Source organism: Maribacter sp. MS6, from assembly GCF_056839185.1.
In genome coordinates this window covers 3,368,799-3,385,216 of record NZ_CM166389.1, presented here as the reverse complement: position 1 = coordinate 3,385,216, position 16,418 = coordinate 3,368,799, and the positions used below count along the sequence as shown (strand labels likewise).

The 16,418-nt window shown below is 38.8% G+C and carries 13 protein-coding genes; 11 read left to right on the top strand and 2 right to left on the bottom strand.

Annotated features, from left to right (window positions below):
- Positions 1-4 precede the first annotated feature (4 nt).
- Positions 5-730 (bottom strand): TrmH family RNA methyltransferase, encoded by a 726-nt coding sequence (locus tag MS6x_RS14785; protein ID WP_482603234.1) that lies wholly within the window; start codon positions 728-730, stop codon positions 5-7.
- Between the two features lie 24 nt (positions 731-754).
- Here MS6x_RS14785 and tamL point away from each other — a divergent pair, with 24 nt between their 5' ends.
- From tamL to MS6x_RS14760, 5 genes are all read left to right on the top strand, one after another.
- Positions 755-3,361 carry a translocation and assembly module lipoprotein TamL gene (gene tamL / locus MS6x_RS14780; RefSeq protein WP_482603233.1) on the top strand — a complete coding sequence of 869 codons (2,607 nt, stop codon included), beginning with the start codon at positions 755-757 and terminating at the stop codon, positions 3,359-3,361.
- A 59-nt stretch (positions 3,362-3,420) separates the two neighbouring features.
- Positions 3,421-4,488 carry a class II fructose-bisphosphate aldolase gene (fbaA, locus tag MS6x_RS14775; protein ID WP_482603232.1) on the top strand — a complete coding sequence of 356 codons (1,068 nt, stop codon included), beginning with the start codon at positions 3,421-3,423 and terminating at the stop codon, positions 4,486-4,488.
- 32 nt (positions 4,489-4,520) lie between these two features.
- A complete protein-coding gene (accD, locus tag MS6x_RS14770) occupies positions 4,521-5,399 on the top strand; it encodes an acetyl-CoA carboxylase, carboxyltransferase subunit beta (RefSeq protein WP_482607178.1) in 879 nt (292 codons plus the stop codon).
- 104 nt (positions 5,400-5,503) lie between these two features.
- The gene (gene rpsO / locus MS6x_RS14765) at positions 5,504-5,773 is read left to right on the top strand and encodes a 30S ribosomal protein S15 (RefSeq protein ID WP_153756622.1); all 270 of its coding nucleotides are present in this window, start codon (positions 5,504-5,506) and stop codon (positions 5,771-5,773) included.
- A 241-nt stretch (positions 5,774-6,014) separates the two neighbouring features.
- On the top strand, positions 6,015-8,234 hold the full coding sequence (locus MS6x_RS14760) for a polyribonucleotide nucleotidyltransferase (RefSeq protein ID WP_482607177.1): 2,220 nt from the start codon (positions 6,015-6,017) through the stop codon (positions 8,232-8,234).
- A 71-nt stretch (positions 8,235-8,305) separates the two neighbouring features.
- Here MS6x_RS14760 and MS6x_RS14755 read toward each other — a convergent pair whose 3' ends face one another.
- Positions 8,306-8,488, bottom strand: a complete 183-nt coding sequence (locus tag MS6x_RS14755; RefSeq protein ID WP_482603231.1) for a hypothetical protein — start codon at positions 8,486-8,488, stop codon at positions 8,306-8,308.
- 242 nt (positions 8,489-8,730) lie between these two features.
- Between MS6x_RS14755 and MS6x_RS14750 the strand changes: the two genes are divergently transcribed.
- The 6 genes from MS6x_RS14750 (at position 8,731) to MS6x_RS14725 (ending at position 16,383) form a co-directional block, all read left to right on the top strand.
- A complete protein-coding gene (locus tag MS6x_RS14750) occupies positions 8,731-9,594 on the top strand; it encodes a sigma-70 family RNA polymerase sigma factor (protein WP_424002067.1) in 864 nt (287 codons plus the stop codon).
- Positions 9,595-9,795: 201 nt separating this feature from the next.
- Positions 9,796-10,029 (top strand): VF530 family protein, encoded by a 234-nt coding sequence (locus MS6x_RS14745; RefSeq protein ID WP_482603230.1) that lies wholly within the window; start codon positions 9,796-9,798, stop codon positions 10,027-10,029.
- Positions 10,026-10,481, top strand: a complete 456-nt coding sequence (locus MS6x_RS14740) for a tRNA (cytidine(34)-2'-O)-methyltransferase (protein WP_482603229.1) — start codon at positions 10,026-10,028, stop codon at positions 10,479-10,481. Before MS6x_RS14745 ends, MS6x_RS14740 begins: the two co-directional genes overlap by 4 nt.
- A 248-nt stretch (positions 10,482-10,729) precedes the next feature.
- On the top strand, positions 10,730-13,360 hold the full coding sequence (locus MS6x_RS14735) for a c-type cytochrome (protein WP_482603228.1): 2,631 nt from the start codon (positions 10,730-10,732) through the stop codon (positions 13,358-13,360).
- Positions 13,361-13,456: 96 nt separating this feature from the next.
- Entirely contained in the window at positions 13,457-13,903 is a 447-nt protein-coding gene (locus MS6x_RS14730) for a DUF4440 domain-containing protein (RefSeq protein ID WP_482603227.1), read from the top strand.
- A gap of 95 nt (positions 13,904-13,998) precedes the next feature.
- Positions 13,999-16,383 carry an alpha/beta hydrolase gene (locus MS6x_RS14725; protein WP_482603226.1) on the top strand — a complete coding sequence of 795 codons (2,385 nt, stop codon included), beginning with the start codon at positions 13,999-14,001 and terminating at the stop codon, positions 16,381-16,383.
- Positions 16,384-16,418: the final 35 nt, after the last annotated feature.

Here is a 16,418-nt window from a genome sequence, read left to right as displayed (position 1 = left end):
ACTGCTATCCTTGGCGACGTATTTCATTTAATAAAATAGCGGAAGCGGTTCCTACGTTAAGGCTTTCGGCTGTTGGTTTACCATGTTGGGGTATGGAAATACTAAAGTCGCAACGTTCTTTCACAGCTAAAGAAATGCCATTACCTTCATTACCCATAACCAGAACTCCTTTTTTTGGCAACTCGCTTGCATAAACCGATGTGCCGTCCATGAAAGAACCATAAACCGGTAAGGGATTACTTTTTAAAAAAGTTCCTAAATCCTCATATACGATGTTTACCCTTGCAATTGAACCCATGGTAGCCTGCAATACCTTTGGATTATAACAATCTACAGTATCGGTAGAACAGACCAAATTAGTAATTCCATACCAGTCGCATAATCTAATAATTGTACCTAAATTACCAGGGTCCTGAACACCATCTAACAGCACAAGCCAGTTGTTGAAATCGACAGTTTCTGGAGTTGGTATATGAAATACGCCCAACGCACCGTTAGGATTTTTTAGAGCACTCATCTGACTCAGTTCTTTTGACGTAACCCGTTGAATTTCGTTATGGTTCACATTCAAATCCAAGTTGCCTGAACAATACACTTTGTATGGGACAATCCTAGAATTTAGAAGTTCCTCTAAAGCCTTTTTACCTTCAACAACAAACAGCCCATGTTCATTTCGGTACTTTTTTTGCTGTAAGCTTTTTATTAGTTTCAATTCACTTTTAACAACCATTCAAATACTGTATTTTTGATTTCTATGAACACGGCTCTATGCTTTAAAAACAACATAGCTAAAATAAGCTTATTCTCGCTTCTGGCAATGGTTGTGCTGTCATGTAATTCTTTAAAAAAAGTTGATAATGATGAGTATTTGGTGATAAAAAACGAATTACTCGTAGATTCTCTGGAAGTAAAGAATGAAGCCATAGAAAGCCTTATTTACCAAAAGCCCAATGCCGCACTTTTAGGCTACCCACTGCGACTTAATTTATATAATCTTGCCAAAGAAAATCCAGATTCCCTATACCAGTCTTGGCTATATAGAAAACCCAATAGAAAAGAGCGACTCACAAAGTTACTTTCTGCAAAACAAGTAGAACGCTTGGGAGAATCCTTTTTAGTCTCGGGCATGAGCAATTGGCTAAAAGATATAGGAGAAGCACCGGTTGTACTAGATACTTCCAAAACCCGAAGAAGTCTGCAGCGATTAAGTTCCTATTATTACGATAGGGGCTATTTTAACAATAGTACAAGCTATAGCATCGATTCCACCGGTCGCAAGCAAAAGGCAACCGTAGCCTATAACATTACACTTGGAAAACCCTTTTTAGTCGATTCTATTTCTAATGAAATATCTTCTAAGGCAATAGACTCCCTTTACTTTATAAACGCAGGGCAATCCTTGATTAAAAAAGGACAACAATTTGATCGCGATATTTTCAATGCAGAACGAGAACGTCTAACCACCATTTTCAGAAACAACGGTATTCGTAATTTCCAAGAAAGTTCTATCACCTTTGATATCGCTAGAGATACCGCAGTAACCGAGGATGATCAAAAAATGAACATCGTATTAAACATAGGGGATTTAAAAAAACGAGGTGAAAACGTGGTAACCACTGCAGCCTATAAAGTTGAAAAAATAAATAACATAGACATTTATACCAATTACCTTTCTACTGCAGGGAAAGACTCTGTAAGAACAATAGAATATGGAGATTATACCATTCACTATTCCGGTAAATTTCAAATTAAACCAAAGACCTTGGCGAATGCCATTTTCTTTAAAAAAGGAAACACATATAGAGACTTGGACAAAATTAGAACTGCAAGACAGTTGAACAGCTTAAATATTTTTAAATATCCTAGCATAATACCAGAGGTAGACAGCAGTGGCACCAACGTTAACTACAAAATATACCTTGCCCCCAAAACCAAATATTCCCTAGGCACTAATTTTGATATTAGCAGGTCCAATATTAGAAGGTTGGGTGTTGGGCTAAATGCATCCCTATTGATAAGAAACATATTTAAAGGAGCGGAAAACCTAAGCATCTCGGCTGATGGTACCTTTGGCCTCTTAAGCAGCCCATCTTTTCAAGAAGATTTTTTCTCGGAATTAGGGGGCGATATCACCTTGGATTTTCCAAGAATATGGTTTCCTTTCGTAACAACCTCAACGCTAATACCTAATTACACCTTACCACAAACAAGGATTGCCATTGGTACAAGTTTTCAAAAAAATATTGGTTTGGACAAGCAAACCTTAAATAGTGTATTGAGCTATAACTGGACACCTTCAGAATTTAAAAAGCATAACATAGAACTATTGAATGTACAGTATGTACGAAATGTAAACAGCAATCGCTTTTTTAATGTATATCAGAATACATACAACGTATTAAATGGGATAGCCACAGAAAATACTGGGGTAGTAAACCCCCTTTATTTTAATGACGAGGGAAACCTTACCACTCCCATAGAGTCCTCCGACCCTGAGAATATTGGCACAGATAGTTTCATAGATGATGTGCTAAGCGGAGAAATACCAATAGCAGGAAACGGATTAACATTAGAGGAGTTCAACGAGGTTAAAAGCATAAACGAGAGAGAGCAACGCCTAACGGAAAACAACTTAATTTTCACCACCAACTATACTTTTAACAAAAATAACCGGAACGGAGTAACAGATAATAATTTTTATCAGTTTAGGTTTAGACTGGAAAGTGCCGGTAACTTACTATCTGGTCTTTCAAGTTTTATTCCATTCAATGAAAAAGATGACCAGCTTTTAGTCTTCAACGTTCCTTTTTCACAGTATATAAAAACAGAGTTCGATTATGTAAAATACTGGGACCTCTCCCGTTCCAATGTGCTGGCCGCACGAACATTCTTTGGCATTGCTATCCCGTATGGCAATTCCAACAACATACCATTTGTACGCAGTTACTTTGGAGGTGGTTCTAATGACAACCGAGCCTGGTTCCCTTATTCGTTAGGACCAGGTAGAACTTCTGCCGTGAACGATTTTAACGAAGCAAACCTAAAATTGGCACTTAACCTGGAATACCGTTTCTCAATAGCTGGCGATATCAACGGAGCTATTTTTGCTGATGCCGGTAACATTTGGAATGTTTTTGATGATGTAGATGATACAGATGCTACCTTCAATGGACTATCTTCTTTAAAGGATATTGCCCTTGGGACAGGGTTTGGTCTGCGTTATGATTTCACCTATTTCCTATTTCGAGTAGACTTGGGTTTCAAAACCTATAATCCAGCTGAGATACAGTCCAAAAGATGGTTTAGGGATTATAATTTTTCGAACTCCGTACTGCAAATAGGGATTAACTATCCTTTCTAAGTCTAATTGTTTTGTTACTTTTGTTGCTTAAATTTTAGAAAACTAAAGACCTAAAGATTATGGCTCATACAATAAAACCGGGAGTTGCTACCGGAGATCAAGTTCAGGATATATTCAACTACGCAAAAGAAAAAGGCTTTGCGCTACCAGCGGTTAATGTAATAGGCTCTAATACCATAAATGGCGTGTTGGAAACAGCTGCAAGTTTAAACGCACCTGTCATCATACAGTTTTCTAATGGAGGTGCGCAATTCAATGCAGGAAAGGGATTATCAAACGAGGGCCAAAACGCAGCCATACAGGGTGCCATTGCAGGTGCAAAACACGTGCACCAATTGGCAGAGGCATACGGAGCTACTGTTATATTGCATACAGATCACTGTGCCAAGAAATTATTACCTTGGATAGACGGTTTATTAGATGCCAGCGAAAAACATTACGCAGAAACCGGAAAATCCTTGTTCAGCTCACACATGATCGACCTCTCAGAGGAGCCTTTGGAAGAGAATATCGAAATCTGTAAAGGATACTTGGAGCGTATGAGTAAAATGGAAATGACCCTAGAAATAGAATTGGGAATTACAGGCGGAGAAGAAGACGGTGTAGATAATTCAGATGTAGACGATTCCAAACTATACACACAACCAGAAGAAGTAGCCTACGCATACGAGGAACTTTCTAAGGTAAGCCCAAGATTTACCATTGCCGCTGCTTTTGGTAACGTGCACGGTGTTTACAAGCCAGGAAATGTTAAACTTACTCCAAAGATTTTATTGAACTCTCAAGAATATATTTCCAAAAAATATGGTGTGGAACATAACCATATTGATTTTGTATTCCATGGTGGTTCTGGGTCAACAGTTGAAGAAATAAGGGAGGGTATTAGCTACGGTGTAATTAAAATGAATATCGACACTGATCTTCAATATGCATTTTTGTCCGGCGTTAGAGATTACGTACAGGACAACAAAGACTTTTTACAAACACAAATAGGAAACCCTAAAGGTGCAGACGAACCTAATAAAAAATACTATGATCCAAGAGTATGGCTACGTAGTGGCGAAACCACATTTGTAGCGCGATTAAAAAAGGCCTTTGAAGACTTAAACAACGTCAATACCCTATAATTTGCGAAGAACTAACTCTAAATATGGAAAACATGACGGCTTGGTTTAAAAGAAAAGAAAAAGGAATACAGACTTCTACCGAGGAGAAAAAAGACACCCCAAAAGGGCTTTGGTACAAATCACCAACCGGTAAGATCGTAGAATCCGATGATCTAGCTAAAAATTTCTACGTAAGCCCTGAAGACGATTATCACGTACGCATTGGCAGTAAAGAATATTTTGAAATCCTTTTTGATAACAATAAGTTTACCGAACTGGATGCCAAACTTTCTTCTAAAGACCCTTTAAAATTTGAGGATACCAAAAAGTACGGAGATCGACTTAAAGCAGCCCAGAAAAAGACGGGACTTAAAGATGCAGTTAGAACCGGTTTTGGAAAGTCCTTAGGAAAGGATATCGTTATATGCTGCATGGATTTCAGTTTCATCGGTGGCTCTATGGGGAGTGTGGTCGGTGAAAAAATAGCAAGAGGTATAGACCATGCTATAAAAAAGAAAGTGCCTTTTGTAATGATTTCAAAATCGGGTGGCGCACGTATGATGGAAGCTGCACTTTCCTTAATGCAATTGGCAAAAACTTCTGTAAAACTGGCCCAGTTAGCGGAAGCTGGCCTGCCCTATATCTCACTTTGCACAGACCCAACTACGGGTGGCACAACAGCCTCTTATGCAATGTTAGGTGATATTAATATAGCAGAACCTGGAGCACTAATCGGTTTTGCCGGTCCACGTATTGTAAAGGATACCACCGGAAAAGATTTACCGGAAGGGTTTCAATCTTCAGAATTTTTGTTGGAGCATGGTTTCTTGGATTTCATCACACACCGCAGAGAGTTAAAGAAAAAGATAAATCTATATGTTGATTTAATACAGAATATTCCAATTCGCAAGGAAGAAATTAAATCTGCTTAAAAAAACAGAGTTGAATTGTTATATAATTTAGCGACAAAATAGTATCTTTGCAGCCTGTTTGAAAATCAATCAGATACATAAAAATCATTAACACTAATATTAGCATGTATTTAACGAAAGAAGTAAAAGCTGAAATCTTTAAGAAACACGGCGGAAAAGCGGAGAACACAGGTTCTACGGAAGGTCAAATAGCCTTATTCACACACCGTATCAATCATTTGACCGGTCACTTGAAAAAAAACCATAAAGACTATAACACAGAGCGTTCATTAGTAAAGCTCGTGGGTAAAAGAAGAAGTCTTTTAGATTATATGATAAAAAAGGATATTGTAAAATATCGTGAGCTTATCAAAGAATTGAATATTAGAAAGTAATATATGTAGAGGGAAGCCTAGCTTCCCTCTTTTTTATTTAACGGAACTCACGTTCTGTATATAATATTTCAAAGTCCTGAAATCACATTTTTACGGTGTGGTGGGCAAAATTAAAAGCTGCACACAGTTTTTCATTGGTCAAGTGCTTACACGGCACATACAACAACACAACCTTCTGGCCTCAACAACCAGATGACCATTGTTTAACAAAATCCCGAGGGTTCGGGTAAAAATCAATTTTATGATTCCAAAAGTATTTAGAGAGGTCATAGACCTAGGTGACGGTAGAGAAATTTCTATCGAAACCGGAAAATTAGCAAAACAGGCACATGGCTCAGTTGTTGTTCAATCTGGAAAATGTATGCTACTCTGTACAGTAGTGTCCAACTATGAGCAAAAAGATTTAGATTTTCTTCCGTTAACGGTAGATTATCGTGAAAAATTCGCTGCTGCTGGTCGTTACCCAGGTGGTTTCTTCAAAAGGGAGGCTAGACCAAGTGATGGTGAGGTTTTGACGATGCGTTTGGTGGATCGCGTCTTACGTCCACTTTTTCCAAAAGATTATCACTCAGAAACACAAGTGATGATTCAATTAATGTCTCATGATGATGACGTTATGCCAGATGCAATGGCCGGTTTGGCAGCATCTGCAGCCATTCAGTTATCTGACTTCCCTTTTGAATGCGCTATTTCAGAGGCACGAGTTGGTCGTGTTAACGGTGAATTTGTTATCAACCCGACAAGAGCTCAATTAGCGGAGTCCGATATCGACATGATGATCGGTGCATCTGCTGACTCTGTGATGATGGTCGAGGGTGAAATGGACGAAATTTCTGAAGAAGAAATGGCAGACGCTATCAAGTTTGCACACGAAGCCATTAAGGTTCAATGTGCTGCTCAATTGCGTTTAGCGGAAGCTTTCGGAAAGAAAGAAGTTCGTGAATATCCTGAGGAACGTTCCGATGAAGAGCTTGCAAAGAAAGTTCATGATATGGCTTACGATAAAGTATACGCCATAGCAAAAGCTGGTTCCGCAAAACACGAAAGAAGTGCTGCCTTCAATGATATCAAAGAAGAAATCAAAGCTACTTTTTCGGAGGAAGAATTAGCGGATTTCGGTGGCTTGGTTTCCAAGTATTACAGACAAGCTGAAAAAGCTGCTATACGTGACCTCACCTTAAATGAAGGATTACGTTTAGATGGTCGTAAGACCGATGAGATTCGTCCAATCTGGTGTGAGATCGATTATTTACCGTCTACACATGGATCTGCGATTTTTACACGTGGGGAAACTCAGGCATTAGCAACAGTAACTTTAGGTACCTCTAGAGATGCGAACAAAATAGACATGCCGTCTCACGAAGGGGAAGAAAATTTCTATTTACATTATAATTTCCCTCCTTTCTGTACGGGTGAAGCACGACCAATACGTGGAACATCCCGTAGAGAAGTAGGCCATGGTAACCTTGCACAACGTGCATTAAAAGGAATGGTGCCAGATGATTGTCCTTACACAGTACGTGTTGTATCTGAAGTATTAGAATCTAACGGCTCCTCTTCTATGGCAACCGTATGCTCCGGTACAATGGCAATGATGGATGCCGGTGTTCAATTAAAAAGACCTGTTTCCGGTATCGCTATGGGATTAATATCCGATGCAGCATCCGGTAAATATGCTGTGCTATCCGATATCCTAGGTGATGAAGATCACTTAGGTGATATGGACTTTAAAGTAACTGGTACTGCCGATGGTATTACTGCTTGCCAAATGGACATTAAAGTAAAAGGATTGTCTTATGAAATATTAGTAAATGCGTTACAACAAGCAAGAAATGGTCGATTACATATTCTTGAAAAAATAACGGATACTATTGCTGAACCTGCCGCTGATGTGAAACCACATTCGCCTAAGATGGTAACGCGTACGATCCCTAATGAATTCATTGGTGCCCTTATTGGACCTGGTGGAAAAGTAATTCAAGAACTTCAGAAAGAAACAGGAACTACGATTGTTATCAATGAAGATCCTGTTACCGAAGAAGGTATTGTTGAAATTTTGGGTACAGATCAAAATGGTATTGATGCTGTTTTGACTAAGATCGATTCATTGATGTTCAAACCTCAAATGAATGAATCTTATAAGGTTAAGGTCATAAAGATGTTGGATTTTGGAGCCGTGGTAGAATATCTTGATGCTCCAGGGAACGAGACGTTATTGCATGTATCTGAATTAGCTTGGGAACGCACCGAAAATGTTACCGATGTGGTGAACATGGGTGACGAATTCGAAGTGAAGTATTTAGGTACTGATCCAAGAACCCGTAAAGAGAAAGTTTCTCGTAAAGCACTTTTACCAAAACCAGAAGGTTTTGTCGAAAGGCCCCCACGTAAAAGCAACGATCGTGATCGTGGGCGTGGAAGAGATGATCGTAACAGAGATCGCAAACCCAGAAGAGACTAGTGTTTATACGTTAGGCTACATTTAATTTTACAAGTAGAATAAAGCTCCATTCGTATATCGGATGGAGCTTTTTACTTTTTACCACTGTTATCGTACATATACTTGGCGACTGATGGTAAAAATATGAAGGCAAAAATCAAAGTACCAATAGCCGTTGTAGCCCCATTATATTCCCAATGCATAAGCTCTCCTGTTAGTCCTCCTAAGATTAAAGCCGCTCCTGTAACCCCAGAAATAAAAGCAATTTTCTTCATGTCATCATAAAATTAAAGTCACTTCAAAGGATATTATAAAACCTACAATATAAGAACATCAATACTATTTGCAGAAAATAAATTGAAATGGTAACGTATCAATAAATCTATTACCGCATAGTATTAGTCCGTTTTGTACCGTTCAACGGAAAAATCATCTTTTTTATATCCATTTGTAACATTCCGTAGATTTTTACGTATAAGTATATGCAGTCTATGCAAATTGAACTTAATTTACTTTAATGAGACAGCTTAAGATTACAAAACAGGTTACCAATAGGGAAACCGCATCTTTGGACAAGTACTTACAAGAAATTGGAAAAGTGGACTTGATTACTGCAGATGAAGAAGTAGAATTGGCACAACGTATCAAGGCAGGCGATCAACTCGCTCTTGAAAAACTAACAAAAGCCAATCTCAGATTCGTAGTATCAGTTGCCAAGCAGTACCAAAACCAAGGACTTACTTTACCGGATTTGATCAACGAGGGAAACCTTGGTCTGATTAAAGCTGCACAGCGTTTTGACGAAACGCGGGGATTTAAATTTATCTCCTACGCCGTATGGTGGATTCGTCAATCTATATTACAAGCTTTGGCAGAACAATCGCGTATTGTTCGTTTGCCATTGAACAAAATTGGGTCTATAAACAAGATCAACAAAACATTCGCATTTCTTGAGCAAGCTCATGAAAGAATGCCTTCTCCCGAAGAAATTGCAAAGGAGTTGGACATGACTGTTGATGATGTAAAACAATCACTTAAAAACTCCGGAAGACACGTATCCATGGATGCACCATTAATCGATGGTGAAGACTCCAATCTTTACGATGTTTTACGTAGTGGAGAATCTCCAAATCCTGATAGGGAATTACTACATGAATCCTTAAGAACGGAAATTGAACGTGCTCTTGAAACATTGACCCCAAGAGAAGCGGATGTTATCCGCTTGTACTTTGGGCTAGCAGGACAGCATTCGATGACTTTGGAAGAAATAGGTGAAACTTTTGATCTTACAAGAGAACGCGTTCGCCAAATTAAGGAAAAAGCGATTCGAAGATTAAAGCATACCTCTAGAAGTAAAATACTCAAAACCTACCTTGGATAAACCAAGGTCAAAAATTACACGTTAAACTTTCCTTAAATTGGAAATTTGGCATATAAGTTGTAATTTTAACGTTAACAACAGTTATCATGACTGTTCGTTTTTTGATTGATGAATAAACTCCGGCTGATTACCGGAGTTTTTTCATTTAAAAAATTAACATCAGACTTAATTATACACTATTAGTCTTTATAATTCTATTGTATGTCAACCGATTTAGAAAACCAACCGAACAATCCACTTCATGGTGTAAAACTTATTGATATTTTAGAATATCTTACTCAAAAATACTCATGGGAAGATCTAGCGGGCCAAGTAAACATTAACTGTTTTAAAAGCAATCCTACCATAAAATCCAGTTTAAAATTCCTTCGAAAAACACCTTGGGCAAGAACTAAAGTTGAACATTTGTATTTACAATCCATACAGAAAAAATGAGCTTAAATATTGTACTCATAGCACCTGAAATTCCAAATAATACCGGAAATATAGGCAGGCTTGCCTTAGCTACAGGAGCAAACCTACACCTGGTTAAACCATTTGGTTTTGAGATATCGGATAAAAGATTAAAACGTGCCGGACTCGATTATTGGCAACACATTTCATTATTTACCTACGAGAACCAAGAAGAATTCTTTGCATCACATGAAGACAAGAAAATGGTTTTCTTTTCGTCACACGGTAAATGCACACATTGGGATATTGCTTTTGAAGATGATATGTTTCTGGTTTTTGGAAAAGAATCGGTTGGACTACCAAAATCTATCATAGAAAACCCGGAAGTACTTACTGCTAAAATTCCATTATACAGCAAGGAAATCAGAAGTCTCAATTTAGCCAATGCAGTCTCCATAACAGTTTATGAAGCATTACGACAGTTACATCTTTAACTGACCACACCCTAGACAATAGGTTTTCCAATGACTACTTTTCAATTATAAACCATTATTCGATTTTTGATTATCAGCATTCTTTTTTATTTCTGAACATAGAACTTTCTTAACGTATAGCCTTAGCCATAGTAGCTAATCCAACTAATTTCATTTCACAGCTGTATAACAATTTTAGACAATACTAAAAACTTCTCCATCCTAAGTCAGTTTTTATTATTTTTATAGCAACCGCTATTCTTAAAACCATGCGATACTCTGTTCTGTTTCTGTTAGGATTAGCATGTTCATTTTTGTCCTGTAAAGATGACACCACTATAGCTTCCACCTTAAACGACACAACCGAAATAGACTTTACCATTCCAGAAGGTTTTGTTTTAGAGGAACTGTATCAACCAAGCAAACATGAGCAAGGGTCGTGGGTAGCCATGGCACAGGGGAATGAAAACACCATCTTTACCTGTGACCAATATGGTAAAATCTATAGTTTTAAAGCCCCAGATATTGGACAAACACTAAAACTAGAAGACGTACACCCCCTTGAATTAGAAATAGGTGAAGCGCATGGGCTACTTTGGGCCCATAATAGCCTTTTCGTTGCTGTAAACAAACACTGGGGAGACGACATAAAAAACGGTAGCGGAATCTATAGAATTACAGATAGCGATAGTGATGGTAATTTGGATACAGTAACCATGCTCCTTAAACTTGAAGGTGGCGGTGAACACGGGCCACACAGTTTTGTACCCTCGCCAGACGGACAAGAGATTTATTTCATTGCCGGAAACCATACGCTGATACCCAATAAACTGAAAGAGAATAGTCGGTTACCTACCAATTGGGGCGAGGACAATCTTTTTAAACCTTATTTAGATGCACGTGGGCACGCCAATGATATCAAAGCACCAGGCGGATGGATATGCAAGTTCAACCCGGATGGAACGGAATGGGAACTCATTTCTGCAGGGTATAGAAACCCTTTTGACATCGCTTTTAATGCCGATGGTGAATTGTTCACTTATGACGCAGATATGGAATGGGATATAGGTATGCCTTGGTATAGACCCACAAGGATTTGCCATGTAACCAGTGGCAGCGAATATGGGTGGAGAACCGGATCTGGCAAATGGCCGGACTATTATCCAGATGCCTTACCCGCCGTACACAATCTAGAACAAGGCTCACCTACTGCGGTACTTTCCGGACAAGCACTGAATTTTCCCAATGAATATTCTGATGGACTTTTTGTAATGGATTGGAGTTTTGGCACCATTTACTTTGCGGACCTTATAGCTAAAGGAAGTAGCTATACGGCTGTTCGTAAAGAGTTCCTTACCGGTACCCCACTGCCACTTACAGATATGATTGCCGGTACAGATGGTCACTTGTACTTTGCCACGGGCGGTCGCAGGATAGACTCTCATCTCTATCGGCTGCGATACGCTGGGCGTGAAACTGAAATTACAGAGCAATCATCCAACTTAGAAGCACAGCAACTACGCAAATTACGTCATAGTCTTGAAAAGTACCACTCCACTAATACTCCGGAAGCTAGCACCCTAGCTTGGGACCATTTAGACCACGAAGATCGTTTTATACGTTATGCAGCACGTATTGCTTTAGAGCATCAACCCACTGAACAATGGATGCAACGTTTTCTATCCGAAAAAAATAATGTGAAAATTGTAGAAGCCAGCATTGCATTTGCGCACTCAGGCGATGCTACTTCACAATCCAAAATCTTGGATAAACTAAACGCCATGTCGTTAAAAGACCAGTCGTTAGAGCAGCAGTTGAATCTTCTCCGTGCGTATCAGCTAGTTTTTATAAGAATGGGCGAACCAACAATACGTGAGAAAAAATTCATAGCGAACAAGCTGAAATCCCATTACCCGAATACCAGTGACGACATGAATAGGGAATTAGGGCAATTATTGCTATACCTAGACCCGGAAAACAGTACTCAAGAACTTGTGGCATTATTACAACGGCACACAAAAGAAGGTACTGCGGGCAATACAGAATTCCTCTCGAAAGAAACTACCGAACGTAGTGAGCAGTACGGTCCACTTATCAGGGAGATTATTGCTAAAATGCCTCCTACCGAAGCCATATATTATGGTGTATTACTTAGCCATGCCGATAAAGGATGGACCAAAGAAAGCAGGTCTTCCTACTTTCAATGGTTTTATGATGTGCTCAACGCAAAAGGTGGCCTAAGCTTTAAACCAGGTATGGAAAATATCCGTCTTGCTGCCATGAACAATGTTCCCGACAATGAAAAGGAATATTTTCAAGAATTATCCGGAGTCTATTCCCCAGAAACCACTATAGCAGAGCTGCCATCACCCATTGGGCCCGGGCAACCATACGATGCTAATGAAATAGGAAATGCAATTTGGGGAGCAGAATTGGCCGATTACAAGGTAGATTTTGAAAAAGGAAAACGCGCTTATGAAGCCGGAATGTGCATTCTATGTCACAGAATGCGGGGAGAAGGAGCTGCGGTAGGTCCAGATTTGACACAAGCCCATACCAAATTCAATAATTATGAGATGCTGTTTGCTACCTATAGCCCCAATGACGAAATATCAGATCAATATGCCAATACCTTGTTCCATTTAAATGATGGCACAAAAGTATCGGGGCGTATTAAATCAGAAACTGATGAAAGCGTTACATTAATGCCCAACCCATTTAATGACACCTATACTGTTGATGTACTAAAACCAACTATTGTTAAAAGAGAATTATCACCCTTATCCCCTATGCCATCAGGACTTCTAAATAGACTCAACCCTAAAGAAATCAAAGATCTTTTTGCTTATTTGCAGGCTGGCGGCGATTCAAATAATGAGATATACTCCAGTGAGAATTGAAGCTAGCTACTTATTCGACTGCCTTATTTATGTAAAAAAAAAAGAACAAGTAAAATGCTCGGAAACTTAATTCATATCTGATTATAATTTGAATACATGAAAAATCCTAAATACATTCTTTGGTTCATGCTGTGCACTTTTATTTTTACGTCCGAACTTCATTCACAAAGCGATAAGGAGCAAATATTGAAATTTAGAAATGCTTCAAATCTCGCTCTTAGGTCGTACGATAATCCCCAAGTACTATCCTATTTAACGGACAATGTGTTGACCACTACTGGAAATGGCACTTTGTTATCAGGAAAAGAAGCCTTAAAGCAATATATCTTGGATGGTGGAGATAGTAAAATGTACTGGATACGTAAAACGAATGAAATTATTGTAAATAAAAAAAGAGCTTTGGCTTGGGAAAGCGGATTCTGGAATGGGTTCGATCCAGAAAAAGGTGAGAATTCTATTGTTAATGGGAATTATTCGGCAATGTGGACAAAAGAGTCGGGCATATGGAAAATAAAATCCCAACTATTTGTAAGCTTAAATTAAGGTATAACCTACCAGATACTTTATGTATAAAATTTATTCGGGTAGTAAGTATCCAATTAGCTTAGGTTCGCCCTTAGATTTTAAAAACTAACAGCATGAAAAAGAAATACCATCAGATTATACATTGGTGCAAGTCCAAAGTCAAGACCATAACACCAGGAAAAATTGCTGTAAAAGGTGCTGTGATAGGATTATTATCTATTACCATATTACTATGGCTTGTCTGCAGTATTCTAGTTGCTAAAAATAGCAATGACTCTTGGATACTGCTATTATTTATTGGTTTTACGCTTGCTACCCTACTCGCTTCCTTTTTGACGCTATGGCTGATGAAAACGATATTGAAGATTCCAAGAATCTACAAATTGGCATTACTGATTTCCATACCGCTTCTTGTTATAATGAACTTCGATGGTTTTCTTGTATTATTTGTTGTACTTACCGCTTCCCTGCTTGGAGCATCAGTTTTAGTTTTAAAAAAAACAGGCTTTAAAAACTTATCACTACCTAAAAAGGTTGTTACCGGTGTAGGACTACTATTAGGTATCGGAGGTATTATCGGTGCGATCATCACCTATATTCCTGATGGTTTTGAAGTAGAGCCCATTGCAAATGCCGCTCTTTATAACGATGTTAATATTGAACAGATTACCGCTGAATCGCCGGCCGAACCAGGACCATACACAGTAAAGAGTCTCACCTATGGCAGTGGCCAAGACTTACACCGTAGGATGTTTGGTGATTCCGTAGCCATCAAAACCGAAACTGTAAACGGTTTAGCCTTCATTGATGAATGGGGTGGTTTTAGCGGCTGGTGGCGTGAAAAATATTGGGGATTTGATGCAAAATCTCTACCGTTGAACGCCCAAGTTTGGTATCCTGAAGGGGAAGGTCCATTTCCATTGGCACTTATTGTTCATGGAAACCATGGGATGCAAGACTACTCTGATGTTGGCTATGCTTATTTAGGTGAACTTTTAGCATCTAGGGGAATCATACTGGCTTCTGTAGATGAAAATTTCATCAACTCCTCATGGTCGAATATTTTTAAAGGATTGGATGAAGAGAATGATGCCAGAGGTTGGTTGCTTCTGGAGCACCTAAAACTCTGGCATCAATGGAACGAAAAAGAGGGTCACCAATTTGAAGATAAAATAGACACCTCCAAATTGGCTCTTATCGGGCATTCCAGAGGTGGTGAAGCGGTTGGGCACGCGGCTATGTTCAATTCCCTACCTTTTTATCCTGACGATGCCTCTATCAAATTCGATTATAATTTTGATATTCAGTCTATAGTCGCGATAGCGCCCGTAGACGGACAATATCAACCTGGAAATAGCAATACTAAATTTAAAAATGTCAACTATTTAGTCTTGCATGGTGCTCAAGATTCCGATGTTAGTTCTTTTGCCGGCGCCCAACAATATGAGCGAATTACGTTCCAAGACAGCCTCTATCGTTTCAAATCCGGACTCTATATCTATGGAGCCAATCACGGTCAATTCAATACCAGTTGGGGTAATAATGATACCGGTAATCCATTTATTGGACTGCTAAATCTAAAACAATTACTTCCGGAACAGGAACAAAGAAAAATCGCCAAAGTGTATATCAGTGGTTTTCTAGAAGCTACTTTAAGGGGCAAACATGAATATCTTCCAATGTTTGCAGATGCAAGAACTGCCAAAGAATGGCTTCCAGAAACCATTTACCTAAACCAATTTGAAGATTCCAACACGGAGTTACTCTGCACATTCGACGAGGACTTTGATTTAATCAGTACTACCAGTGGAGAAGGAGCCATCTCTTCAAAAAATCTTACCGTATGGCGCGAGCAAGAAATACAGCTTAAATGGAAAAAAAAAGGTAGTCGCGCTCTTTTTGTTGGATGGGATTATAACCTAGAAGAGAATAACGAGACGGTAGACACACTGAACGACTCTTTACTGGCAACATATTCCATTGACCTAGAAAGACCTATAACGCGTCTCGATTCAACTTCAGTACTGGTATTTTCCATGGCAGAATCTACCGAGAGTTCCAACCCCAAATCAAAAGGAAAATGGGTAAATAACAATGAAGAAGAGGAAGAGGAAGTGGAAGTGGAAGAGGAAGAGGAAGAGGAAGAGGAAGAGGAAGAGGAAGAAAAAAAGGAAAATGACGATAGCAAAGAACCAGAAGAACCAATAGATTTATCCATTTCACTAAAAGATAGTACGGGCCAAGTTGTTCGCTTCAACCTTAGTAAATTCTCGGCGTTACAGCGTGAAATTAAGCCTATACTTTGGAAAATGGATTTCATTACTGGAGACCACTCCTCAGAACAAGTATTCCAATTATTTAAATTTCCTCTTAACAACCTAAAAGATATCAATCCGAACTTTAATCCTTCAAGTCTTAAAACTATTAAATTCATTTTTGACAAAAGCAAAAAAGGAGTGGTCGTAATCGATAACATAGGATTCATGAAGAGCTTTTAAAAAGATTCTATGATTTTATTACATTTATGACACAA